Genomic DNA, 24,415 nt, shown 5'->3' on the forward strand with positions numbered 1-24,415 from the left:
TGACGAGTTCCTGCGTCTGTGGGTCGAGCGTGCGGATGGGCTCTGGTCGAGGATCGTCCGCCCGCCGCGGGTCGGGGCAGAGGGGTAGGTGAGGCTCTCGCGTCAGGCCGACCCCTGGCGGAGCGGGCCTGTCGGCTGCACGCGGCGCGGAACCGGCGTGGGGTGGGTGTACGGCGGTTCCGACTCCCTGACCTCCATCGGGCGGAACCGGGCGCGTGGGGCTTCGGTGGGTCCCAGAGCCGGGGCCCGCCAGAGGCCGGCAAGGTGGAGGGAAGGCTTCCTACGGGTCGCCGCGATCGGCCTGTGGCGATCGCGGGACACGGCGCCTGCAAACGGACGGGTCGGGCCGGAACGCGGGCAGCACGGGATCACCGTACGGCGTGGTCATGGGACCGGGACGATCTCGACCGGCACGGACAGCACCCGGTCGGCCGCCGGGTGACGTACGGGGCCTTCCAGAGTGAAGGAGCCCTGGAGCGGGAGGTCGCCGCTGGACCGCCCGACGGCCACGCCGATCTCACCTGGCTCCACTCTTCTGCGCAGGTCGAGCCCGGTGAAAGAGGTCCGGTCGGCATGGACGGAGAAGGTGATCCGGGCGGCCGCGCCCGGCCGCAGCTCGACCCTGCCGAATCCGGCGAGCCACCGCTGCGGCCGGACGACGGACGCCACAGGGTCCGAGAGGTACAGCTGGACCACCTCGGTCCCGGCCACCTCGCCGACGTTGCGGACGGTGGCCGAAACGGCGACGGACCCGTCCGTCGCGGCGACGGGATCCACCGAGAGCTCCGAGTAGCTGAAGCTGGTCCAGCTCAGCCCGTGTCCGAAGGGGAACAGCGGGGTCGGGTCCACCGAGCTCCAGTCGGTGTGCCCGCCGAGCCTGGCGTGCAGGTAGGTGCCGGGCTGGCCGCCGACCTGGCGGGGGATGGACACGGGCAGCCGCCCGGACGGTTCCGCGGCTCCGCTGATGATCCGGGCCAGCGCCGTCCCGCCCTCTTCGCCTGGGAAGAACGCCTGCACCACGGCCGATGCCCGCTCGGCCAGCGTGCCGAGCGCGTAGGGCCGTCCGGAGACCAGGACCAGGACGGTCGGCACACCGGAGTCCAGAACGGCGGAGGCGAGTGCGGCCTGGTCGCCGGGCAGGTCGAGGGTCGCGGCGTCGCAGCCCTCTCCGGAGGTGCCCCGGCCGAACATGCCGGCCCGGTCCCCGAGCACCAGCACGTTCACGTCCGGCTCGTCCTCGGTGACCGTGAACCCGGCGGCGGTCAGCGCCTCGCCGAGCGTCGGGATCTCCACCCCGAGGTCGCCGGGCAGCGCGACGTGGTTGGGGAAGGAGTAGCAGCCGAGGAAGGACTGAGGGTCGTCGGCGTACGGACCGATGACCGCGACCCGGCACGGCCGCAGCGGCAGGGTGCCGTCGTTGGCGAGCAGCACGGTGGACCGTTCGGCCAGGAGCCTGGCCAGTGCCCGGTTCTCCGGCGGGTCGAGATCGACCGGCTCGGACTTGACGGGTTCCCAGTCGGGGTCGAGCAGGCCGAGCTCGGCCTTCTGCAGCAGGACCCGTTCCGCGGCCCGGTCGATGAGCTGCTCGGGTACGCTTCCCGACCGCACGAGTTCGGTCAGCGGCTCGCCGTAGCAGCGGGCCGTGGGCAGCTCGACGTCGATTCCGGCGGTCAGCGCCAGCGCCCCGGCCCCGCCGCGCGATCCGGTGACGCCGTGCCGGGTCTCCAGGAAAGAGATGGCGTAGTAGTCGGCGACGACCACACCGCTGAAGCCGAGTTCACCTCTGAGCAGCTCGGTCAGCAGCCGTTCGTCGGCGGCCACCGGGACGCCGTCCACGTCGGTGTAGCTGTTCATCACCGACCGGGCGCCTCCCTCGCGCAGTGCCCGTACGAAAGGCTCGACCAGCACGTCGGCGAACTCGCGCGGCCCCGAGGCGACGGGGGCCATGTTCCGGCCACCGCGCGAGGCCGAGTACCCGGCGAAGTGCTTGAGCGTCGCCACGATCCCGGCGCCTTCGAGGCCCTGCACATAGGCGGTTCCGATCGCTCCGACGAGATAGGGATCCTCGCCGATGCACTCCTCGGTCCTGCCCCACCGGTAGTCGCGGACCACGTCGAGCACCGGAGCCAGCCCTTGGTGGACGCCGACCCGCCGCATCCCCGCGCCGATGGCGGCGGCCATCTCGCGCACGAGCCCGGGATCGAAGGACGCGCCCCAGGCCGGCGGCGCGGGGAACACCGTCGCCCCGAACGTCATGAACCCGGTCAGGCACTCCTCGTGGGCGACCGCCGGGATCCCGAACCGGCCGGATCCGGTCACCTGCTGCTGGAGCGAGGCGAGCCGCTCCATCCCTGCTTCCGCGGTGATCGGCGCGGTGCCGTACACCCGGGTGAGCTGGCCGAGCCCATGGGCGACGATGTCGTCGAGGCCGGGCGCGGACTCGCCGGAATCGTCCTCCATCGGCGCGACAGGTGCTCCCGGATTCGAGGGCAACGCCCAGAAGCCGGCGAGTTGCCCCGCCTTCTCCTCCAGCGTCATCCGGCTCAGCAGATCGGCGACTCGCACGGGCGCGGGCAGGAGGGGGTCACGCCAGGGCTCGGTCAAGGGGTTCTCCTAGGGGCGGGGCGGGGCGGTGGAGAGCCGGACCTTGAGCTCGGTCGAGAGCTCCATCCGGGGGCTGACCAGGGGCTGATTCTCAAGGAGCTGGAACAGTGTGCGGGCGGCGAGCCGGCCCATCTCCTCCAGCGGCTGGCGCACCGTCGTCAGCGGCGGTGACAGCCATTCGCACATCGGCAGGTCGTCGAAGCCGACCACGCTGAGGTCCTGCGGGACGCTCAGGCCGCCCTGCCGGGCGGCTTCATAGACGCCCATCGCCTGCTGGTCGCTACCGGCGAAGATGGCGGTCGGCGGCTCGGGGAGGGCGAGCAGTTCCTGGGCGCGCTGGAACCCGCCCTCGTGCTGGAAGTCGCCGAACCGGATCAGGTCGCGGTCGACCTCGATCCCGGCCCGCTCCAGCGCGGCACGGTACCCGTCGATGCGGGCCTGGCTGCAGAGCATCTCCTTGCGCCCGCCGATCGCGGCGATCCGGCGGTGCCCCAGCTCCAGCAGGTGCTCGGTGGCGGCGAGGCCGCCCGCCCAGTTGGTCGCGCCGATGCTCGGAACACCGTTGCCCGGCAGGTCGATCGGGTCGATGACGACCAGCGCCACCCCGGCCCGTTCGACCTGGGCGCGCTGGGCCTGGGTGACCGAGGCGGTGACGAGGATGACGCCGTCGCTGTGGTGCAGGACCGGCAGCGCGGCCCAGCTCGACGGCGTGGCCTCGCCCGGCGGGACGAGCGACACGACGGTGCCGACGCTCCGCTGGGCGCACTCGGCCTCCACGCCGCGCAGTATCTCCACCGCCCACGCGCTGTCCAGACCGCCGATGATCAAGTCGACCAGGCCCGACCTGCGCGCCCTGCCCTGCCGGCCGGGGGGGAGGTAGTTGTGAGATCGCAGCAGGCTCTCGATCCGTTCGCGTGTCGCGGGTGCGACATCGGAGCGGCCGTTGATCACCTTGGACACGGTGGCCTGGGAGACCCCTGCCTCCGCGGCGATGACGGCCAGGGTCGGGCGCTGCTCGCTCAACTTCTCTCCTCTGCGCGGACGCCTTGGGGAGGCGACAGATATCGCAAACTTTCGAAGAGTTTCCGGTCGTCCGACCTGCTTGTCAAGCCCCAAAAGAGCCGCTGGATATGGATAAGTCGGCGATAGGTCTTGACCGTGAGCCTTCACGTTCCTACTTTATGGCAACGACGAATTCGAGAGTATTTCGAAACTTTTTCGAGATCGAACCGACATTCCCCACCCGGAGGTCCCATGGCCAGCACCCTCCCGAGCCGACGCAGCTTCCTGGCGCTCTCGGCCCTGACCGCACTGTCCGTACCGCTGGCCGCGGCCTGCGGCGCTGACGACTCCGGCGACGAAGCGGCTGCCGACGGCAAGGTGACCTTCGCGTGGTGGAACATCGCCACGACGGAACCGGGCAAGTCCCTCTTCCCGCAGATCTCCTCGGCGTTCACGGCCGCTCACCCGAACATCACGATCAAGACGACCTCGTTGGAGAACGAGGCGTTCAAGTCCAAGCTGACCGCCACCACCTCGTCCGGCAAGCTCCCCGACGTCTTCCAGACCTGGGGCGGCGGTGTGCTGCAGCAGCAGGTCGACGCGGGGCTGGTCGAGGACCTCACCGACGCGTTCGGCTGGTCGTCCGACCTCACTCCGGTTTCGCTGCAGGCCTATCAGTTCGGGGGCAGGACGTACGGGGTGCCCTACGACATCGGCATGGTCGGCTTCTGGTACAACAAGAAGCTCTTCGCCAAGGCCGGGATCACCGCGCCGCCGGCCACCTGGGCCGAGCTTCTCGAAGACGTGAAGAAGCTCAAGGCGGCGGGCATCACTCCGATCGCCCTCGCGGGCAAGGAGAAATGGCCAGGCCACTACTACTGGGCCTATCTCGCGATGCGCGTCGCGGGCCTCCCCGCCCTGCAGCAGGCCGCGACCACCAAGGACTTCACCGGCGCCGGCTTCGTCAAGGCCGGTACCCACCTCAAGGAACTGGTCGACCTCCAGCCGTTCCAGCCGTCCTTCCTCGGCGCCGGCTACTCCACCCCCGGCGGCCAGGCCGCGACCATGGGCAACGGCAAGGCCGCCATGGAGCTGATGGGGCAGTGGGGACCGTCGGTGCAGAAGGACGCGGGCGCCGACCTCGGAGCGGACCTGGGCTTCTTCCCCTTCCCGACGGTCGACGGGGGAGTGGGCCAGGCCACCGAGGTGTTCGGCGGCGGCGGCGGCTTCGCGCTGCGCAAGGGTGCCCCGAAGGAGGCGCTGGACTTCCTGAAGTTCTTCGTTCTGGAGAACCAGTCCAAGCTGCTGGCCTCCAACGGCTTCCTGCCGGTGGTCAAGGGCGCGGAGAGCCGGCTCACCGACGCCAACAAGAAGGTGGTGGCCGACAGCCTGGTCAAGGCGACGGGCTTCCAGCTCTTCCTCGACCAGGCCTACCCGCCGGCGGTCGGCCAGGAGGTCAACGACAGCGTCGCCGACCTCATCGCGGGCGAGAAGACGCCCGAGCAGGTCACCGAGTCGATCACCGAGGCTGCGAAGGGTGCCTAGCTCCGTGGCCACCCCGACCAAGGACCCGGCCGAGGACCCGACCAAGAAGCGGACGGAGGACGCCGTCCCGGTGCGCCCGCCCGCCCCGGCCCGGTCGCTCCTGCGCGGGCTGGGAAGCTGGGCGTCGGTCGCCTGGTTCCTCGTCCCGGCTCTGGTCCTCTTCCTCGTCTTCGTCCTCGCCCCGATCGCCGTCGCCGTCCACACCAGCTTCTTCAAGTGGGGCGGGATCGGCCCCATGGACGACTTCGTCGGCTTCGAGAACTACGCCAAGCTGTTCGCCGATCAGGTCTTCCTCGGCGACATGGGGCGCGGGCTGTACCTGATCGTCCTGTCGATCACGGTGCAGTTGCCCTTCGCGCTGTTCACCGCCGTCCTGCTCAACCAGAAGCTGCGCGGCCGGGCCGTCTACCGGATGCTGTTCTTCGCGCCGTACATCCTGTCCGAGGTGGTCACGGCGGTCCTCTTCACCATGATCTTCCTTCCCGGCGACGGCATGGCCGACCATCTCGCCGGCGCCCTCGGCCTGGAGGGGCTGCGGGGCAAGTGGCTCGCCGAACCCTCGACGGTCATGCCGACCCTGTTCGTGGTCATGACCTGGAAGTACTTCGGCTTCCACATGATGCTCTTCCTCGCCGGGCTGCAGAGCATCCCGCGCGAGATCCTCGACGCCGCCTCCATCGACGGCGCCGGCGTCTGGCAGCGCTTCCGGTACGTGACGCTGCCGCTGCTCGGCCCGACGATCCGGATCAGCGTCTTCCTTTCGATCATCGGGGCCATCCAGCTCTTCGACCTCGTCTGGGTCATGACCGCGGGCGGGCCCAACCACTCCTCCGAGACGATGGCGATCTCGATGTTCCAGTTCGGGTTCAAGCGCTACCAGGTCGGCTACGCCAGTGCGATCAGCGTGGTGCTGTTCATGATCAGCCTGGTCTTCTCCCTCTTCTACCAGCGTTACGTGCTCCGCCGGGACCTGAGCGGGGCCGTCACCACGGGAGGTGGCCGATGAACGCGCGCAGGGCGGTACGCGGCCTGTCGCTGCACGCCGTGGTCTGGCTGATCGGCGCGTTCGTCGTCGTGCCGCTGATCTACGCGGTGATCTCCGGGTTCAAGAGCACCGGCGAGCTGACGACCAATCCGTTCGGGCTGCCGGAGCACTGGAAGACCAGTAACTACACCGGCATTCTCGGCGACGGAATGTTCTGGCGGCAGATCGCCAACAGCGCGGGCATCGCGATCGGCACGACCTGCTGCACGGTGGCGGCCTCCGCGATGGCGGCGTTCGTCCTGGCCCGCTACGCGTTCCGGGGCAGGGAGCTGTTCTACACGCTGTTCACGATCGGGCTGATGTTCCCGTTCGCGGTGGCCGTCCTGCCGTTGTTCCTGCTGCTGCGCAACTTCGACCTGCTCGACAATCCGCTCGGAGTGATCCTCCCGCAGGCCGCCTTCGGGCTCCCCATGACGATCATCATTCTGCGCGGCTTCTTCCGGACCATTCCGGCGGAGGTCGAGGAGGCGGCCATCATGGACGGCTGCGGCAAGTTCCGCTTCTTCTGGAAGATCCTGCTGCCGATGGCCCGGCCGGCGCTCGGCACGGTCTCGGTGCTGGCGATCGTCGCGAGCTGGAACAACTTCTTCCTGCCGCTGCTGGTGTTCAACGACCCGAAATGGCAGACGATCCCGGTCGGCGTCCAGCAGTTCCAGGGCCAGTACTCGACCGACTACGCGCTCGTCCTCGCCTACATCGTGCTCGCCATGGTCCCCGCCCTCGCCTTCTACGCCGTCGCCGAGCGGCAGCTGATCGGCGGCCTCACCGCCGGCGCCACCAAGGGCTGACCCGTCCCGCGTGACCTCCACCCCCGAGGAGACGTTGTGAAACGCCTGACCGCACTGACAGTCGTACTGTTGTTAGCGCTCACATCGCAGGCCGCGGCGGACCCCGCGACGCCCGCGGCCGACCCCGCGCGACCCGCCATCGACTTCCGCGCCGAACTCCAGCCCATCGACGGATTCGGCTTCTCGATGGCCTTCCAGCGGGCCGACCTGCTGCACGGCGCGCGCGGCCTCAGCCCGGCCAAGCGGCGCGAGGTGCTCGACCTGCTGCTCAGCAAGGACAAGGGCGCGGGCCTCTCGATCCTGCGTCTGGGCATCGGGTCGTCGACCGACCGGGTCTACGACCACATGCCGACGATCCTGCCGGCCGATCCCGGCGGGCCGGACGCCACGCCGAAGTACGTCTGGGACGGCTGGGACGGCGGCCAGGTCTGGCTCGCCAAGGAGGCCAAGGCCTACGGCGTCAAACGGTTCTTCGCCGACGCCTGGAGCGCCCCGGCCTTCATGAAGACCAACGGCAGCGAGAACGACGGCGGCGAGCTACGGCCCGAATGGCGTCAGGCCTACGCGAACTATCTCGTCCAGTACGCGAAGTTCTACCAGCGGGAAGGCATCGGGATCACCGACCTCGGATTCACCAACGAACCCGACTGGACGGCGACCTACGCCTCGATGCGGTTCACCCCGCGGCAGGCCGTCGACTTCCTCAAGGTGCTCGGCCCGACCGTTCGCGCGTCCGGACTGAAGACCGGGGTCGTCTGCTGCGACGCCGCGGGCTGGGACCGGCAGGTCGCCTACACCGAGGCCATCGAGGCGGACCCCGAGGCCGCCAAGGCCGTGCGGACCATCACCGGCCACCGCTACAGCGGGCCGACCGAGGTCCCGCAGCCGACCGACAAGCGCGTGTGGATGTCGGAATGGTCGCCGGACGGCTCCACCTGGAACGAGAACTGGGACGACGGCAGCGGCTACGACGGTCTCACCGTCGCGGCCGACATCCAGAACACCCTGACCGTCGGCAACGCCAACGCCTATGTCTACTGGACCGGCGCGTCCCTCGGCGCGACCCGAGGGCTCATCCAGCTCGCCAACCCCGGTGACGACTACCGGGTGTCCAAACGCTACTGGGCGCTGGCCGCCTTCAGCCGGTTCATCCGCCCCGGCGCCGTCCGCGTGCCGGTCACGAACGCCGAGCCGGCACTGCGGATCACGGCTTTCCGCAACACCGACGGCAGCCGCGTGATCGAGATCCTCAACACCGCCACCACCGAAAAATCCGCCGAGTTCTCTCTTCGCGGCGGGCACGACCGGCACCCCGACGGCTACGTCACCGACGAGACCCGCTCGATCACCCCGGCCGACATCGTCTCCACGCACGGCACGACCCTCACGGCGAAGCTCGCCCCGCGCGCGCTCACCACGATCGTCCTCGACTGAACCGCCCACCACACGAGGAGTCAGTCATGCCCATGCCCCGAATCCTCACCGCGTCCCGGATTCTCACCGCCCTGTCCGCCGCCGCCTGCCTCACAGCCGGTCTCGCCGCCGCGCCCGCCACCGCCGAGCCCCGTCCCAGGACACTCGGCGAACTGGCCAAGAAGCACCACAAGTACTTCGGCTCCGCCACCGACAACCCCGAGTTCACCGACGCCGCCTATCTGAAGCTCCTCGGCAGCGAATTCGGGCAGACCACCCCCGGCAACGCCATGAAGTGGTACGCCACCGAGCCCGAGCGCGGCGTCTTCGACTTCACCGCCGCCGACGAGGTCGTCGCCTTCGCCAAGGCCCACCACCAGAAGGTCCGCGGCCACACACTCCTCTGGCACAACCAGCTCCCCGCCTGGCTCACCGAGGGCACCTGGACCGCCGACGAGCTGCGCGCCATCCTCAAGAACCACATACAGACGGTGGTCCGGCACTTCAAGGGCCAGGTCATCCACTGGGACGTCGTCAACGAGGCCTTCAACGAGGACGGTACCTACCGGGAGTCGCTCTTCTACAAGACGCTCGGCCCCGGCTACATCGCCGACGCCCTGCGCTGGGCCCACGAGGCCGACCGGCACGCCAAGCTGTACCTCAACGACTACAACGTCGACGGGATCGGCCCCAAGAGCGACGCGTACTACACCCTGATCAAGCAGTTGAAGGCCGACGGCGTCCCGGTGGAGGGCTTCGGCATCCAGGGCCATCTGGCGCTCCAGTACGGCTTCCCCGCCGACGTACAGCAGAACATGCAGCGCTTCGCCGACCTCGGGGTCGAGGTCGCGGTCACCGAACTCGACATCCGGATGACCCTCCCCGCGACCCCTTCGATGCTCGCCACCCAGGCCACCTGGTACGCGGACTACGTCAAGGCCTGCCTGGCGGTCGAGAAGTGCGTCGGCATCACCATCTGGGACTACACGGACAAGTACTCGTGGATCCCCTCCGTCTTCCCCGGTGAGGGCGCGGCGCTGCCCTACGACGAGAACCTGGCGCCCAAGCCCGCCTATCACTCGATCAAGGAGGTGCTGGGCGGATGATCAGAACGGCGATCGTCGGAACGGGCGGGATCGCGGGCATCTGCCACGTCCCCGCCCTCCGGGCCCAGGCGCACCGGGCCGTGATCGTGGCAGCCGTCGACGTGGACGCCGCGCGCGCCGAGGCGTTCGCGGCCGAACACGGCATTCCCGCGGTCTACACCGACCTGCACACGATGCTCGAGGAGCAGAGGCCGGACCTCGTGCAGCTGTGCACGCCCCCGTTCCTGCACGCCGAGCAGGCCGTGGCCTGCCTGGAGTCGGAGGCGTGGGTGTGGTGCGAGAAGCCGGTGGCGCTGTCCCTGGCCGAGCTCGACCGGATCCGTGCCGCCGAGGGGCCCGCCGCCGCGGGCGCGGTGTTCCAGCACAGGTACGGCACGGGGGCCCGGTACATGCGCGACCAGATCGCTGCCGGGGCGTTGGGCCGTCCGCTGGTCGCGCAGTGCGTCACGGCGTGGTACCGCGACGACGCCTACTACGACGTGCCCTGGCGCGGCACATGGGAGAGCGAGGGCGGTGGCCCGACGCTGGGCCACGGCATCCACCAGATGGACCTGATGCTCGCGGTGCTCGGCGAATGGGCCGAGGTACGCGCGATGGCCGGCCGCCTGGAGCGCGACGTCCAGACCGAGGACGTGTCCGCGGCCCTGGTCCGCTTCGAGAACGGAGCCATCGCGACGGTCGTCAACAGCGTCCTCTCCCCGCGCGAGGAGAGCTACCTGCGGTTCGATCTCACCGACGCCACGGTCGAGCTGCGGCATCTGTACGGCTACTCCAACGCGGACTGGACGTTCACTCCCAGGTCGTCCGGCGTGAGGTGGGACCCGTCGGACGACCTGCCCAGCTCGCACACCGCCCAGCTCGCGGCCTTCCTGGACGGCTACGAGGCGGGCATCCGGCCCGACTTGGGCAGGTCCACCATGGAACTGGTGACCGCCTTGTACAAGGCCGCGATCACCGGCCTGCCGGTCCGGCGCGGGGAGATCGACGCGGCCGACCCGTTCTACGGCTCGCTCAACGGAGGGCGCCCGGAGGTGTTCCGATGACGTTCGAACTCCTCGAGAACGAGGACTCGCTGATCGTCCGAACCCGCGGCGTCGACCTCTTCCGGTACGTGCACCGGCCGGTCATGGACCCCTTCGAGGCACCGAAGCCCTATCTGCATCCGGTGCGTACGCTCGCCGGCGACGTGGTCACCGGGTACCGTCCGCACGACCACCGCTGGCACAAGGGGCTCCAGATCACGGCGTCGTGGGTGTCGGGGCAGAACTTCTGGGGCGGCGGCACCTACCTGCGCGGCCAGGGCTACGTGGACCTGCCGAACCTCGGCACGATGCGCAGTCTCGCCGTATCCGCCGAAACGGGCCACGGCCGCGCCGTCATCACCGAGGACCTGGCCTGGCACACGATGGCGGGGGAGCGCTGGATCGACGAGCGTCGCACGCTGACCGCCCGCGACGTCGAGGCCGACTCCTGGACCCTGGACGTCACCACCGCGCTGACCAACGTCCACGACACCGATCTGACGTTCGGCAGCCCCGGCACTCAGGGCAGGGAGCTCGCCGGATACTCCGGTCTGTTCTGGCGCGGTCCGCGCGACTTCACCGGCGGCGACGTGATCGGCCCCGCGATGGGCGAGCAGGGCGACTGGTTGGCTTTCATCGGCACGCACGACGAGGTCGACCGCTCCTCCACGCTCCTGTTCCTGGACGATCCCGACGCCCCCTGCCGCTGGTTCGTCCGCAGTGAGCCCATCCCCGCCGTCAACCCGTCTCTGGCGTTCGACAAGGAACTGCCGCTGGCCCCGGGCGACACCCTGTCGCGCCGCTACCGGATCGTCGTCGCCGACGGGGCGTGGAACCCCGGGCGCCTGGCCCGCCATGTCGCGGAACACCCGTGGTGACCCGGCTCCCCGGCGGCGTGGGGATCTCCGGGTTGACCGTGTACGACTGGAAGGCCGCCGACGGGCTGTGCGGCGGCACACCCCACATGCACCTCGTCTGCTCCGAGGCCTACGTCGTCATCGGCGGCACGGGCAGCGTCCAGACTCTCGCCGCCTCCGGCTTCGCCGACACCCCGCTGCACCCCGGCGACCTCGTCTGGTTCACCCCCGGCACGATCCACCGCCTCGTCAACGACGACGGCCTGCGCCTCGTGGTGCTCATGCAGAACGGCGGACTCCCCGAGGCCGGCGACGCCGTCTTCACCTTCCCCGCTCCTGTGCTGGCCGATCCCGACGCCTACCAGGCGGCGGCCGCCCTGACCGGCGACCGGGTCACGGCAGCGCGCCGCCGCCGCGACCTGGCACTCGAGGGGTTCCTGGCCTTGCGCGAAGGCGGGCTGCGGGAGTTCCACAGCGCGGCCCACCGCCTGAAGAGTGACCTCCTGGACGACTGGCGGATCCGCTGGCGTGACGGCCCCCTGGCCGCGGCCGTCGAGACCGGACGTCAGCTGGAGCGGCTGAAGGCCGGAGACCTCTCTCACCTCGGCCACGGCGAAGTGTCACGACTGGAGCGCCCGGAGCACCCACTCTTCGGCATGTGCGGCCACCTCCACCCCTATCCCGTCCCCGACCCCCCGACGCGGCCGCTCCGCGGTTCGTCGTCGGGGTCACCTCACCTCCGTCCCCCAAAGGAGCTCTTCTGATGAGGTTTCGCCATCCACCCCTGGTCCTGAGTCTCGTACTCGCGGTCCTGTCGTCCTTACTGCTCGGGGCCAGTCTTTTCAGTGCCCCGCCCGCCGCCGCGGCGACCGTCGACCCCAACGCCTCGTACGTGCTGGTCAACCGCAACAGCGGTAAGGCCCTGGACGTCTACAACCTGGCGACCGACGACGGCGCGCGCATCACCCAGTGGACCAGGAACGACCAGAACCAGCAGCTGTGGCAGTTCGTCGACGCCGGCGGCGGCTACTACCGCATCAAGTCCCGCCACTCCGGCAAGGTGCTGGACGTCCAGAACGGGTCCACCGCCAACGGCGGCCCGATCGTCCAGTGGACCGACCTGAACGCCGGCAACCAGCAGTGGCGGCTGGCCGACAGCGCGGGCGGCTACGTGAGGCTGATCGCGCGCCACAGCAACAAGGCCCTCGAAGTGCAGGGCGGCTCCACCGCCGACAACGCGAACATCGTCCAGTACGACGACTGGGGCGGCAACAACCAGCAGTGGCAGCTCGTCCAGGTCGGCGCCGGCAACCCCGGCGTGTGCAACCTTCCGTCGACCTACCGCTGGACGTCGACGGGCGCGCTGGCGCAGCCCAAGCCGGGGTGGGTCTCGCTCAAGGACTTCACCGTCGTCCCCTACAACGGCAAGCAGCTCGTCTACGCGACGACGCACGACACGGGGACGAGTTGGGGTTCGATGAACTTCGGCCTGTTCACCAACTGGTCGGAAATGGGCTCGGCCGGCCAGAACACGATGTCGTCTTCCACGGTCGCGCCCACGCTCTTCTACTTCGCGCCGAAGAACATCTGGGTGCTCGCCTACCAGTGGGGTGCGACCGCCTTCTCCTACCGGACGTCGAGCGACCCCACCAACCCGAATGGCTGGTCATCACCGAAGGAGCTCTTCTCCGGAACCATCGCCGGCTCCGGAACAGGACCCATCGACCAGACGCTCATCGCTGACGGTACGAACATGTACCTGTTCTTCGCCGGTGACAACGGCAAGATCTACCGGGCCAGCATGCCGATCGGGAACTTCCCGGGCAGTTTCGGCACGACCTCGACCGTGATCATGAGCGACACGACGAACAACCTGTTCGAAGCCCCGCAGGTCTACAAGCTCAAGGGCCAGGACCGCTACCTCATGATCGTCGAGGCGATCGGCTCGCAGGGCCGCTACTTCCGCTCGTTCACGGCCACCAGCCTGAACGGCTCGTGGACACCCCAGGCCGCGACCGAGAGCAACCCCTTCGCCGGCAAGGCCAACAGTGGTGCCACCTGGACCAACGACATCAGCCACGGCGAACTGATCCGCACCAGCGCCGATCAGACCATGACCGTCGATCCGTGCAACCTGCAGTTCCTCTACCAGGGACGCAGCCCCAATTCCGACGGCGTCGACTACGGCCTCCTGCCCTACCGGCCGGGTCTGCTGACACTGCGGCGCTGACGGCGTGACACCGGTCCGGCTCCGGTGTGGAGCCGGCACGGCGGGCTCGGCGGACGGCCGAGCCCGCCCGGGTCACACAGGCCCCGCCGGCTTCGGCGGGGCCTGCTCATGCTGCTTCTCCCGTGGAAACGGCACGGCGCTGCGCGTGCCCGAGAGTTCCGCGACACACCGGTCGCGACCGACAGGTCTCAGAACGGCGGGCGGTAGCAGAGGAGGGGAGGAGGACCGTGGCGGACCACCGTCCGTCAGCCGTCGGCCGACGGCGGCGGCTGCCACCGAGCTCGCCCTGGCGCTCGGCCGGGGTGAGGCAGTGCCTCAGGTCGGACTGGAGATCGCGACCACTCTCACCGTCCGGGAGAGTACGGCTCCATCGAAGGCCGCGTACTGACCCCGGTCATCGAACCGATCGTGGCTCGTAGTCGAACCAGTCGAAGTGGACCGTGCCGGCCGAGGCGTACATGCCGATGACCCGTCCGGTGAAGCCGCCGGCCACCTCGGTCGACAGGTATCGCCCGTCGAGCGTGCCGAGCGCGGTGAACGTTCCGTCCGGCTCCTCGACACCGAAGGAGACGAGGTCGGGTCCGGTCCGGGAGTCCTCCGGCGGGTGCGGGGCGATCTCGGCGCCGAGAACCACCGGTCCGGCGGGTACCGGCCGGGACGCCACCTCCGTGCGGAGCGGGCCGATGCGCGCGAACACCTTCACCTCGCCGGCAGCCGCCTCGATCTCGTAGTGGTGCCGCTCGTCCAGCCGGACGGCCAGGCCGCCGCGACCCTCCGCGGGGTCGATCAGCGTACGTACCCCGCAGGAGAGGTGCTGTTGGCGTCGGGCGACGAGCACCGCGTCGGGCTCGTCGAGGGAGTCGCCGGCGGCGTGGAGGGTCAGCCACCCCGACCGCTCCTTCGTGGTGCACAGCCTCGCGGGACGGTCGCGCAGCGACACCCAGCAAGGCCGCAGCTCGGCCTGGTCGAAGTCGTCCCGGACCGGCGAGCCGGAATGGGGATGAAGCGGCCACGCCGGCGCGGGCATGTCGGTGGTGAGCGCGCCGACGACCGGCCAGCCGTCCACCCATTCCACCGGGGCGAGGAAGGTCTCGCGTCCGAGTACGTGCCAGCCGGGGGTGCCGCCGCGCGGTCGTACGCCGAGCAGCACCATCCGCCACGAGCCGTCGGGGGCCTCGACCAGATCCGCGTGGCCGGTGTTCTGGACGGGGTGATCGGTGCTGCGGTGGGTGAGGATGGGGTTGGCCGGGCACGGTTCGAACGGGCCGGAGGGAGTACGACCGCGGGCGATGGACACGCCGTGGCCACGCTCGGTTCCGCCTTCGGCGATGAGCAGGTACCAGTAGTCGCCGATTCGGTACAGGTGCGGCGCCTCGGGGGCCATGCCGCCGGTGCCGGACCACAGCTTCCGCGGCTCGCCGGAGGTTTCGCCGGTGTACGGGTCGAGACGGACCTGCGAGACTCCGGCGACGGTGCACCAGCAGGTGCCGTCCTCGTCCCAGGTGAGATCGGGGTCGATGCCGGGGACTCCGGGGAGTCTGATCGGCTCGGACCAGGGGCCGGCCGGGTCGGTGGCGGTGAACAGCAGGTTGCCCTCACCCGGTGCCACGTTCGTGACGATCAGCCAGAAACGGCCGTCGTGGTGGCGCAGCGTGGGCGCGTAGATCCCGCCCGACGAAGGCGTGTCGAGGCGCAGCTGGCTCGGCCGGTCGAGGGCGTTGCCGATCTGGGTCCAGTGCACCAGGTCGCGGCTGTGGAAGACGGGAACGCCGGGGAAGTACTCGAAGCTGGAGCAGACGACGTAGTAGTCGTCGCCCACACGGCAGATGCTGGGGTCGGGATGGAAGCCCGGGATCACGGGGTTGCTGACGTTGTCGCTGACCGACCGCGTGTCCGACATGAGATCAGTTCCGTTCGTGGCTAAGAGTGTTCGGGGTGGTGTCGCGGACGAGGCGGAGCAGGACGGCGGACGGGGCCGTGGGCAGGCTCAGGGTGAGTTCGGCGGTGTCCGCGCGCCAGGTGGACGTGGCCCGCCCGCTGGAGGGGTACAGCACGTCGGCGTGGATGCCGGCGCCGCGCAGGTGGGGCATGTGGAGGGCCACGCCGTCCTCCGCTCCGGGGCGGCGCCAGACCGTGAGGTAGGTGACGGCCGGCGTGTGCAGGGCCAGGGCGATCCAGGTGTCGTCCCAGCCCGGGAGGCCGAGCGGCCAGGCGGGTACGGCCTGTGGCAGGTCGCCGCGGATGGTCTTGTACACGGCAACGGCCTCATGGACCAGGGCCCGGGCCTCCGGCTGGAGTTCTGTGAGACGCCCGGAGAGGTGGATACGGCCGAGGAGCGCGTTGGCCATCGTGAACGCCACCTCGTCGAGGGAGTCCTCCGCCCGCGGATACGCCCAGACCGCGCCCTGCTCGGGCGTGACGGCGGTCGGGGCGGCGGCCGCGATCGGCGCGTACCGGAGGAGGTCCTGCTGGTCGCTGGTGGACTGCAGCTGGAGCCGGGAGAGCAGGGCGTAGTCCATCCGCAGACCGCCCGAGGCGCAGTTCTCCACCACGAGGTGGGGGTGCCGGTCGAGGATGCCGTCGAGCCAGTCGAGCTGGGCCCGGTTGTGGCCGAGCAGACCGGCGGCCGGCGTCTCTCCGGGGTGACCGCTGGTGCCGGATCCGTGGTTGGTGTTGTAGTCGAGCTTGAGGTAGCCGATGCCCCACTCGCCGGCCAGTCGGTCCACGACCCGGTCCAGGTGGGCGCGGGCGGCGGGGTGTCGCAGGTCCAGGTGGTAACGGCCGGGGGTTTCGACGACGCGCCGGCCGTCACGGCGGAAGAACGCCTCCTCAGGGAGGGTCTTGGCCGGCGGGCTGGACACGCCGACCGCTTCAGGCTCCAGCCAGAGGCCGGGGACCATGCCCAGCTCCCGGATACGGTCCAGGACCTCGTGGATGCCACGCGGGCCGGGGAAGCGGGTGGTGGACGGCTCCCATTCGCCGACCGTCCCCCACCAGTCGACGTCCTTCTCGGCGTACCAGCCGGCGTCGACGACGAAGTACTCCGCCCCCGCCTCGGCGGCCGCGTCGATGAACGGCAGCAGCTTTTCGGTCGTGGGGTCGGCCATCAGGCAGTTCATGTAGTCGTTGAAGACGACCGGCAGCCGGTGGTGGTCCGCGTGGGGGCGGCGCAGGGCCCGGCGGTAGCGGGTGAGGGCGGCGAACGCGGCGTCGGGTCCGGCGTCCGCGCCGAGCGCCAGAGCCACCGGCACGGTGCGGAACTCGGCGCCGGGTTCCAGGGGGTGGCGCCAGCCGTGATCGGGGTCGTTGGGGCCGAGGAGTGCCACGTACGCCGTGTCGTCGCGTTCTCCGCTCTCCCAGCGCCAGCCGCCGCCGTTGTGCTCGATCTGCCACAACCAGGTGCGGCCGGAGCGGCGGTCGGTCAGGCCCCCCATCGGCAGCCGGCCGCAACTGGACCAGGTGCCCTCCCCGGCGACCACGCGGGGGCTCTTGCCGGCGCGAGTGTTGAACCGGCGGTCGAGGGCGGGCGAGGTCACCCGCAACGGACTGTGCTGCCAGCGGCATTCGGTGAGCCAGTCGTTCTCCGCCCACAGCAGCTCGGCGTCGTCCAGGTCCGCCGGGTCGTCGCACCCGGCGAGGCAGCCCACGACCAGCGAGCTGACCGACTCCAGGTGGAGCGTGGCGGGCCCCTCGTTGCGCAGGACCACCTCGCCGCGGAGCACCGGCAGGCCGTCCGGGGAGCGGTAGACCGCCTCGGCGGTCAGGCCGGTCTCGGGGTCGTGGAGTTCGACGGTGAGCACGTGCCAGTCGCCCTCGCGGGTCGAGTGGTGGGCCCGGTGGCGCAGCCGAGCCCCGACGGCCGTGTCGATGAGGTTCCGGCCGGACCAGTGACGGCCGTGGCCCGTGACCATCACCTCCACCAGCGGCAGCGGCGCGTCGGGTCGCGGGTCGGCGGCGGCCACACCTGGTGCGCCGACGCGGACGAGGCGGGCGGCGCCGTCTTCGCCGAGGGCGATCTCGACCCCGAGGGCTTCGTGGCCCCAGTGGATCACCTGCGGTTCGTCTGTCACGGTTGATCCTTCCTTGAGTGACGGTGGCGTCAGCTCGCTTGCACGACCGCGCAGCCGCCGGGCGGCAGCTCGTACAAGGGGCCGTCCGTCAGCAGGTCGTGGGCGGGCGCCGGGAGGGGCACGACATCGGCGCGGTGGTTGATCAGCACGTGCCAGCGGCGGCCGTCCGGGGCGTGGCGGGTGACGGATTCGACGCCGGACGGCAGGCCGGGCAGGTCCGGTTCGACACCGGTTTCCGTGAGCAGACGGGTGACCAGCGCCGCGTAGCCGGTGTCGTCGAGCCGGGTGGAGAGGTACCAGCCCTGGCCGGCACCGAACCCGTGGCGGGTGAGCGCGGCTCGGCCGCCGAGCATGCCGCCGTTGTACGTGACGAGGGCCTCGGCGCCCTCCGTACGCAGGGACTCGCTCCAGGCGGTGCCGTGCGAGCCGTCGGAGAGGACGATCTTCTCGTCCCGCCGCAGCGGGCGGTACTCCTCGACCCGGATGCCCAGCGCCTCGCGGAGCGGCGCGGCCGGGTATCCGCCGAGCCGGGCGTGGAGGTGCTCGTCGACGGCGCCGCTGAAAGGCTGGACGAGCAGGGTGCCGCCGTCGGCGACATAGCGGCGCAGGTTCGCGGCGCCCGCGTCGGAGAGCAGGAAGAGCGAAGGCGCGAGGACGAGCCGGTAGCGGCTCAGGTCGTGCTCGGGGTGCGCGAAGTCGACCGTGGCGCCCGCGTCCCACAGCGCCCGGTGGGCGCGGCGCAGCGTGGCGTGGTAGTCGAGTTCGGCCGACGGCAGTCCGTCGACCTCGAGCGCCCACCAGGCGTCGGAGTCGTGCAGGACGGCGACCTCGGCACGGACGGTGGAGCCGGCGAGCTCGCCGAGGAGGGCGACGTTCTCCCCGACGGCCGTGACCTCGCGGAAGGTACGGCTGTCCGGCCCGGCGTGCGGGACCATCGCGGAGTGCCACTGCTCGGCGCCCGCGCGGGACTGGCGCCACTGGAAGAACAGCGTGCCGTCCGAGCCGTGGGCGATGTGGCCGAGGGTGTGACGGCCGATGTCGCCCGGCTCCTTGGCGAGGACGCGGTCGCCGGCGTGGACGGTGTTCGTGCCCTGCTCCATGAGGAGCCAGGGGGCGCCGCCGCCGAAGGAGCGGGCCCGGTCGGCGCCGAAGGCGGTGTCGGCGGCGGCGTCCGCCCCGGGCGCGCTGGGGTAGTGGTCGACGGCGACGAGGTCGACCTCGCGGCCGAAGGCCCACAGGTCCAGGTTCTGGTACGCGGGCAGCATGAGGTTGGTCGTCACCGGCCGGTCGCTGTGGGCGCGGATCGCGTCGCGCTGCTCGCGGTAGGCGGCGAGGGCCTCGTCCGACCAGAAGCGTCGGAAGTCCAGGGCCTGGCCGGGGTTCTTGTGCCACTGGGTGGCGCGGGGCGGCAGGATCTGCTCCCAGGCGGTGTACCGCTGGCTCCAGAACGCCGTGCCCCAGGCCTCGTTGAGGGCATCGAGGGAGCCGTGGCGGGCACGCAGCCAGACCCGGAAGGCGGCCGCGGTGTGCTCGCACCAGCAGAGCGTCGCGTACTCGTTGTGCACGTGCCACAGGGCGAGCGCCGGGTGGTCGCCGTAGCGCTCGGCCAGGGCGCCCGCGATACGGCGGGCGGCGCGGCGGTAGGCGGGGGCCGCGAGGCAGTAGGTGTCCCGGCTGCCGTGGGTCAGCCGGGTGCCGTCGGGGGAGACGGGCAGGGCGTCGGGGTGAGCCAGGGTGAACCAGGGCGGAGGGGAGGCGGTCGGGGTGGCGAGGTCCACGGCGACACCGCCCGCGTGCAGGCGGCTGAGGTGGGCGTCGAGCCAGGCGAAGTCGTACCGGCCCTCCTCGGGCTCCATGAGGGCCCAGGAGAAGACGCCGACGGTGGCCAGGTTGACCCGGGCCCGGCGCATCAGCTCCTCGTCCTCCTTCCACACCTCCTCGTCCCACTGCTCCGGGTTGTAGTCCCCGCCGAAGGCGAGACCGCCGAGGCGGTCGGTGAGTCGCTGCATCGTCATGCGGAACATTCCTCCGGGCTGACATCAGGGGTGGGGGCTGCGGCGCGGGGCCGGTGCGGTGCCTTCTCGGATCACCAGTTCCGGGGGCATCGGGCGCAGTTCGTCCTCGGGCTCCTCGCCCTTGGCTCCCGCGGTGATCCTGGCCATGACCTGGTCGACGACCGCCTGTCCGAGGTCCCTCTTCGGGCTGGTGACGGACGTGAGCCGGGGGAGTGCTGCTCGGCCGGCGGCTGGACGCAGGTGGCGATGGCGGAGGCGTCCTCCGGCACGGTCCGCCCGCCCGCGCGCAGCAGGCCGAGAAGAGGACCGATCGCTCCTTCGTTCTGCACCACGATCCCCGTGGTGTCCGGACGGTCGGCGAGGATGCGGGACGAGCGTGAGCACGACGACGGCCGTCTGGAGCGACAGCGGCGCGGTCTGCGTCGCCGTGCTGCCGAAGCGGCGCCGCCGCGGCGGTCCCCGCGATCGAGGCGGCGGCGTTCACGAAGGTTCGGCGGTTCAACGCGGTTCTCATGGTGAAGGAGCCCCTGCTCGTTGAAGTGTCGAAGCGCTTGCCTGGCAGGCGGTGAACGTAACGGACACGCCTCGCGCGAAACAAGCCCCTTGCTGAGGCGAGAGTTTCTGTCACTGGTGTTCATTGACAGCCCTTCAGGTCGATGTCATTGTCGAAGCGCTTCGATGAACGGCCATGCCGCCCAGCCTGCCAAGGGGTTGTCCACGTGAGTTCCCTGTCCGCGTCCGCGGCCGAACCTCCGCCCTTCCGCGATCCCGCGCTGCCGCTGCGCCGGCGCGTCGACGACCTGCTCGGACGGCTCACGCTCGACGAGCGGATCGCGATGCTCCACCAGTACGCGCCGGCCGTCCCGCGCCTGGGCGTCGACTCCTTCCGTACCGGCAGCGAGGCCCTTCACGGCGTCTCCTGGCTGGGGGAGGCGACGGTCTTCCCGCAGGCCGTCGGCCTCGGCGCCACCTGGGACGAGGACCTGGTGCGCCGGGTCGCCGAGGCCGTCTCGGTCGAACTGCGCGCCTTCCACCGCCACCGCCCGCCGGTGATCGCCCCCGACCGCGCCCCCAACAGCCTCCAGGCCTGGGCGCCTGTGCTGAATCTGCTGCGCGATCCTCGCTGGGGCCGCAACGAGGAGGGCTACTCCGAGGACCCGGCGCACACCGCCCGCCTCGGCGAGGCCTTCTGCCGGGGCCTGTCCGGCGACCATCCGGCCTATCTGCGGGCGGCCCCGGTGCTCAAGCACTTCCTCGCCTACAACAACGAGGACGACCGCTGTACGACCTCCTCCGGGCTGCGCCCGCGCGTCCTGCACGAGTACGACCTGGCAGCCTTCCGCCCCGTCGTCGCCGCAGGTGTCGCGACCGGCGCCATGGCCGCGTACAACCTGGTCAACGGACGTCCCTGCCACGTGAGTCCGCTCATCAACGACGAACTGCGCCGCTGGGCGGAGCCGACCGGACACGAGCTGTTCGTCGTGAGCGACGCCGAGGCCCCGTCCAACCTCGTCGACCTCGAGCACTACTTCGACGACCACGTCGAGTCACACGCGGCGGCGCTCAAGGCCGGCATCGACAGCTTCACCGACCACGGCGAGGACAGCGCCACGCCCGTCGGCCGACTCCGAGCGGCGCTGGAGCGCGGCCTGATCGACGAGACCGACGTGAACCGCGCGGTGCGACGGCAGTTGGAACTCCGCTTCCGGCTGGGCGAGTTCGATCCGGACCTCGACCCCTATGCCAGGATCGGGCCCGAGGTGATCGACTGCCCCGAGCACCGCGCCCTGGCGAGGCGCGCCGCGACCGAGTCGGTGGTGCTCCTCAAGAACGACGGCCTGCTGCCGCTCGACCCGGCCCGGACCGCGCGGATCGCCGTGATCGGCCCGCTCGCCGACACGCTGTGCGAGGACTGGTACAGCGGCACCATGCCGTACCACATCAGTGTCGCCGCCGGACTCGCCGCGGAACTCGCCGCCCACGGCGGCGAGGTGATCCACGTCGACGGTTCCGACCGGATCGCGCTGCGCTCCCGCACCACCGGCGAACTCCTGTGCAAGACCCCGTTCGACGTCGCCGACTGGGGTCGCGGCGTCCTGACGCTGCGCGCCGCCGACACCGGCCGCTACCTGAGCCTCAAGGGCGACGCCTCCCTCGCGGCCGATCAGGAACTGCTCAAGAGCTGGGAGATCCACGAGACCTTCCGCCTGGAACCGGCAGGGGACGACCTCGTCCTGCGCTCCGTTCTCACCGGACGCTACGCCGCCGTCGACCCGACGGACGGCCGGGTGACAGTCACCGCCGAAACCCCGGACGCCGCCGAACGCTGGCGGCGAGAGCTGCTGCGCGACGGCGCGGCCGAGGCGCGGGCGGCCGCCGAAGCCGCCGACGCGGCGATCGTCGTCCTCGGCAACCACCCGATGGTCAACGGCCGGGAGACCGAGGACCGGGCGGGCATCGAACTGCCCGAGCCGCAGGAACAGTTGCTGCGCACGGTCGCGGCCGTCCGCCCGGAGACGGCGCTGGTGGTGATGAGCAGCTACCCGTACGCCGTCGACTGGGCCGACGAACACCTGCCCGCCGTGGTGTGGACGTCCCACGGCGGGCAGGAGACGGGCCACGCGCTGGCCGCGGTGCTGCTCGGGGAGGCCGAGCCCGCAGGGCGCCTGCCGCAGACCTGGTACCGGGGCGACGACCCGCTGCCGGACCCGCTCGAGTACGACATCGTCAAGGGCGGCTGGACGTACCAGTACCACCAGGCCACACCGCTCTACCCCTTCGGCCACGGGCTGTCCTACACCGACTTCGTCTACCGCGATCTACGCCTGTCACAGCCGTCGATCGCCCAGGACGGCACGGTCGACGTCACGGTGACCGTGGCCAACACAGGTACGCGGCCCGGCAGCGAGGTGGTCCAGCTCTACGTCCGGGCCCTCGACGCCCGCCACGAGGCCCCCCGGCGGCGCCTCGCCGACTTCCGCAAGGTCCGCCTGGAGCCGGGGGACAGCCGGGAACTGATGTTCCGACTGCCGGCCGACCGGCTCGCCCACTGGTCCGTCGCCACCGGTGCCTTCACCGTCGACCCCGGCGCGTACAAGATCACCGTGGCCCGCTCCGCCGAGCACCCGGTCCTCACCGCACCGCTCAGGGTGACCGGGCCGGCCCCCGCGCCCCGCGTGGTCGTCGAACGTCGAACCCTGACAGTCGACTTCGACGACCACGCGGACACCACCATCGTCGACGCCACCCGCACCAGTGGCGACGCCGTCACGCCGGCCGATCCGGCGCGGCCCGCGACACTGCTCTTCCGCGACGTCGACCTGTCCGGAGCGGTCCGGGTGGAGGTCGAGACCGCTCGCGAGGACGCGGGCCCTGGGGAGGCGCGGCTGGAACTCCGGGCCGGTGACGAACTGCTGGCGGAGATCGGTGTACCGGTCACCGGCGACCGCTACACGTGGACGACCCGCGTGGCCGAGCTCGCCGCTCCGGTGGACGGCGTCCACGATCTGCGGCTGACGCTGCACGGGAGCTTCCGTCTGGCCGCCTTCCGCTTCGGCACGTCCGCCGACGCCGGCTGAGGCCCGCACCCCCTGAGACCGGCGGCCCGTCTGTAGGGGCGGGTCGCCACCCATCCCCACGCACCGGTAGCCGGCCCGCGAGGCGGGGCGCTCCCGGTGTCACTCGAGCTCCGTCGCCGCGTCACCCTCATCTCTCCCACGGAGGAAGCCCCATGCCGCTCACAGACTTCGACCTCGACGGGCTCGTCGGCTACCACCCGGAGTTGTCTGCCCCGAACGACTTCGACGCGTTCTGGGAACGAACTCTCGCCGAAGCCCGGTCGCTCGACGGCGCGATCAAGGCCGAACGGGTCACCTCCCGGCACCTGCTGCGCACCGTCGACGTCGACGACGTGCGCTTCCCCGGCTGGGACGGCGAGCCGGTGGCCGCCTGGCTGCTGCGCCCGCGCGACGCGGACGGGCCGCTGCCGGTCGTCGTCACCTACATCGGCTACTGCGGTGGTCGCGGGCTCCCCACCGACCACCTGTTCTGGTCCGCCGCCGGCTACGCCCAGCTCGTCGTGGACAGCCGTGGTCAGGGCCACGACACGCCCGACCGGGGCACGGGCGACGGCACGCAGTGGGTCGAGGGCTTCATGACGCGTGGCATCGACTCGCCCGATCACTACTACTACCGGCGCCTGATCACCGACTGCGTGCGTGCCGTGGACGCGGTTGCGCAGCTGCCCGGGCTCGACGCCGACCGGGTCGTGGTGGCAGGAGGCAGCCAGGGCGGCGGCCTGGCTCTCGCCGTCGCGGGTCTCGCCGGGGACCGCGTGGCGGCGGTGATGCCGGACGTGCCGTACCTGTGCCACTTCCGCCGCGCCGTACAGATCAGCGGGGAGGGGCCGTACCAGGAGATCGCCAAGTACCTGCGCTGGCACAGCCGCCACCGGGTGGAGCCGACCCTCAGCACCCTCGACTACTTCGACGGCGTCCACTTCGCTCAGCGGGCCGCCGCGCCGGCGCTGTTCAGCGTGGGCCTGATGGACCCGATCTGCCCGCCCTCCACCGTCTACGCCGCCTACAACCACTACGCGGGCGAGGACCGCACCATGACCATATGGCCGTTCGCGGACCACGGCGGCGGCTACGGCTCCAACCCGCCGGTCCAACTGGCCTGGCTTCGCGAGCGCGGCCTGGCGCCGGAGCTCTGACCGC

The 24,415-nt window shown here is 70.9% G+C and carries 17 protein-coding genes; 11 read left to right on the forward strand and 6 right to left on the reverse strand.

Going from position 1 to position 24,415, the window contains the following annotated elements:
- Nucleotides 1-384: 384 nt before the first annotated feature.
- Entirely contained in the window at nucleotides 385-2,604 is a 2,220-nt protein-coding gene (locus tag ABZY12_RS17200) for a glycoside hydrolase family 3 N-terminal domain-containing protein (RefSeq protein WP_356890987.1), read from the reverse strand.
- 9 nt (nucleotides 2,605-2,613) lie between these two features.
- On the reverse strand, nucleotides 2,614-3,627 hold the full coding sequence (locus ABZY12_RS17205) for a LacI family DNA-binding transcriptional regulator (protein ID WP_356890989.1): 1,014 nt from the start codon (nucleotides 3,625-3,627) through the stop codon (nucleotides 2,614-2,616).
- Nucleotides 3,628-3,858: 231 nt separating this feature from the next.
- On the opposite strand from ABZY12_RS17205, the gene ABZY12_RS17210 reads away from it, so the two are divergent.
- From ABZY12_RS17210 to ABZY12_RS17250, 9 genes are all read left to right on the forward strand, one after another.
- On the forward strand, nucleotides 3,859-5,151 hold the full coding sequence (locus ABZY12_RS17210) for an extracellular solute-binding protein (protein WP_356890991.1): 1,293 nt from the start codon (nucleotides 3,859-3,861) through the stop codon (nucleotides 5,149-5,151).
- A 100-nt stretch (nucleotides 5,152-5,251) separates the two neighbouring features.
- A complete protein-coding gene (locus ABZY12_RS17215; protein ID WP_356891069.1) occupies nucleotides 5,252-6,157 on the forward strand; it encodes a sugar ABC transporter permease in 906 nt (301 codons plus the stop codon).
- Entirely contained in the window at nucleotides 6,154-6,984 is an 831-nt protein-coding gene (locus ABZY12_RS17220) for a carbohydrate ABC transporter permease (RefSeq protein ID WP_356890993.1), read from the forward strand. The genes ABZY12_RS17215 and ABZY12_RS17220 overlap by 4 nt, the downstream gene beginning before the upstream one ends.
- Nucleotides 6,985-7,053: 69 nt before the next feature.
- Complete coding sequence (locus ABZY12_RS17225) at nucleotides 7,054-8,418, forward strand: glycoside hydrolase (protein ID WP_356890995.1); 1,365 nt, start codon at nucleotides 7,054-7,056, stop codon at nucleotides 8,416-8,418.
- A gap of 26 nt (nucleotides 8,419-8,444) precedes the next feature.
- The gene (locus tag ABZY12_RS17230; protein WP_356890997.1) at nucleotides 8,445-9,503 is read left to right on the forward strand and encodes an endo-1,4-beta-xylanase; all 1,059 of its coding nucleotides are present in this window, start codon (nucleotides 8,445-8,447) and stop codon (nucleotides 9,501-9,503) included.
- Nucleotides 9,500-10,546: a Gfo/Idh/MocA family oxidoreductase gene (locus tag ABZY12_RS17235; RefSeq protein ID WP_356890999.1), complete on the forward strand. Its 1,047-nt coding sequence runs from the start codon at nucleotides 9,500-9,502 to the stop codon at nucleotides 10,544-10,546. Before ABZY12_RS17230 ends, ABZY12_RS17235 begins: the two co-directional genes overlap by 4 nt.
- The gene (locus ABZY12_RS17240; protein WP_356891001.1) at nucleotides 10,543-11,403 is read left to right on the forward strand and encodes a PmoA family protein; all 861 of its coding nucleotides are present in this window, start codon (nucleotides 10,543-10,545) and stop codon (nucleotides 11,401-11,403) included. The genes ABZY12_RS17235 and ABZY12_RS17240 overlap by 4 nt, the downstream gene beginning before the upstream one ends.
- A complete protein-coding gene (locus ABZY12_RS17245; RefSeq protein ID WP_356891003.1) occupies nucleotides 11,397-12,146 on the forward strand; it encodes a cupin domain-containing protein in 750 nt (249 codons plus the stop codon). The genes ABZY12_RS17240 and ABZY12_RS17245 overlap by 7 nt, the downstream gene beginning before the upstream one ends.
- Nucleotides 12,146-13,612 carry a non-reducing end alpha-L-arabinofuranosidase family hydrolase gene (locus tag ABZY12_RS17250; protein WP_356891005.1) on the forward strand — a complete coding sequence of 489 codons (1,467 nt, stop codon included), beginning with the start codon at nucleotides 12,146-12,148 and terminating at the stop codon, nucleotides 13,610-13,612. The genes ABZY12_RS17245 and ABZY12_RS17250 overlap by 1 nt, the downstream gene beginning before the upstream one ends.
- Nucleotides 13,613-14,006: 394 nt before the next feature.
- Here the strand turns inward: ABZY12_RS17250 and ABZY12_RS17255 are convergent, their stop codons facing one another.
- Genes ABZY12_RS17255 through ABZY12_RS17270 form a run of 4 tightly spaced genes read right to left on the reverse strand, consistent with a single transcriptional unit; the run spans nucleotide 14,007 to nucleotide 19,844 of the window.
- Complete coding sequence (locus ABZY12_RS17255; RefSeq protein ID WP_356891007.1) at nucleotides 14,007-15,512, reverse strand: glycoside hydrolase family 43 protein; 1,506 nt, start codon at nucleotides 15,510-15,512, stop codon at nucleotides 14,007-14,009.
- A 4-nt stretch (nucleotides 15,513-15,516) separates the two neighbouring features.
- Nucleotides 15,517-17,682, reverse strand: a complete 2,166-nt coding sequence (locus tag ABZY12_RS17260) for an alpha-galactosidase (RefSeq protein ID WP_356891009.1) — start codon at nucleotides 17,680-17,682, stop codon at nucleotides 15,517-15,519.
- 29 nt (nucleotides 17,683-17,711) lie between these two features.
- Entirely contained in the window at nucleotides 17,712-19,697 is a 1,986-nt protein-coding gene (locus tag ABZY12_RS17265; RefSeq protein ID WP_356891011.1) for a beta-galactosidase, read from the reverse strand.
- 24 nt (nucleotides 19,698-19,721) lie between these two features.
- Nucleotides 19,722-19,844, reverse strand: coding sequence for a hypothetical protein (locus ABZY12_RS17270; protein WP_356891013.1), 123 nt, complete (start codon nucleotides 19,842-19,844; stop codon nucleotides 19,722-19,724).
- Nucleotides 19,845-20,353: 509 nt separating this feature from the next.
- Here ABZY12_RS17270 and ABZY12_RS17275 point away from each other — a divergent pair.
- Together ABZY12_RS17275 and ABZY12_RS17280 are read left to right on the forward strand one after the other, a co-directional pair.
- Nucleotides 20,354-23,275: a glycoside hydrolase family 3 C-terminal domain-containing protein gene (locus ABZY12_RS17275; protein ID WP_356891015.1), complete on the forward strand. Its 2,922-nt coding sequence runs from the start codon at nucleotides 20,354-20,356 to the stop codon at nucleotides 23,273-23,275.
- A gap of 152 nt (nucleotides 23,276-23,427) precedes the next feature.
- The gene (locus ABZY12_RS17280; protein ID WP_356891017.1) at nucleotides 23,428-24,411 is read left to right on the forward strand and encodes an alpha/beta fold hydrolase; all 984 of its coding nucleotides are present in this window, start codon (nucleotides 23,428-23,430) and stop codon (nucleotides 24,409-24,411) included.
- The last annotated feature ends 4 nt before the right edge of the window (nucleotides 24,412-24,415 follow it).

It is taken from the genome of Streptomyces sp. NPDC006551, from assembly GCF_040611675.1.
Classification (GTDB): Bacteria; Actinomycetota; Actinomycetes; order Streptomycetales; family Streptomycetaceae; genus Streptomyces.

What these genes read in the sequence shown, in the direction of transcription:
- ABZY12_RS17240 (WP_356891001.1), top strand. Translation starts at nt 10,543, where the DNA reads ATGACGTTCGAACTCCTCGAGAACGAGGACTCGCTGATCGTCCGAACC.
- ABZY12_RS17280 (WP_356891017.1), top strand. Translation starts at nt 23,428, where the DNA reads ATGCCGCTCACAGACTTCGACCTCGACGGGCTCGTCGGCTACCACCCG.
- ABZY12_RS17270 (WP_356891013.1), bottom strand. Translation starts at nt 19,844, where the DNA reads ATGGCCAGGATCACCGCGGGAGCCAAGGGCGAGGAGCCCGAGGACGAA.
- ABZY12_RS17275 (WP_356891015.1), top strand. Translation starts at nt 20,354, where the DNA reads ATGTCATTGTCGAAGCGCTTCGATGAACGGCCATGCCGCCCAGCCTGC.
- ABZY12_RS17210 (WP_356890991.1), top strand. Translation starts at nt 3,859, where the DNA reads ATGGCCAGCACCCTCCCGAGCCGACGCAGCTTCCTGGCGCTCTCGGCC.
- ABZY12_RS17265 (WP_356891011.1), bottom strand. Translation starts at nt 19,697, where the DNA reads ATGACGATGCAGCGACTCACCGACCGCCTCGGCGGTCTCGCCTTCGGC.
- ABZY12_RS17220 (WP_356890993.1), top strand. Translation starts at nt 6,154, where the DNA reads ATGAACGCGCGCAGGGCGGTACGCGGCCTGTCGCTGCACGCCGTGGTC.
- ABZY12_RS17255 (WP_356891007.1), bottom strand. Translation starts at nt 15,512, where the DNA reads ATGTCGGACACGCGGTCGGTCAGCGACAACGTCAGCAACCCCGTGATC.
- ABZY12_RS17250 (WP_356891005.1), top strand. Translation starts at nt 12,146, where the DNA reads ATGAGGTTTCGCCATCCACCCCTGGTCCTGAGTCTCGTACTCGCGGTC.
- ABZY12_RS17230 (WP_356890997.1), top strand. Translation starts at nt 8,445, where the DNA reads ATGCCCATGCCCCGAATCCTCACCGCGTCCCGGATTCTCACCGCCCTG.
- ABZY12_RS17235 (WP_356890999.1), top strand. Translation starts at nt 9,500, where the DNA reads ATGATCAGAACGGCGATCGTCGGAACGGGCGGGATCGCGGGCATCTGC.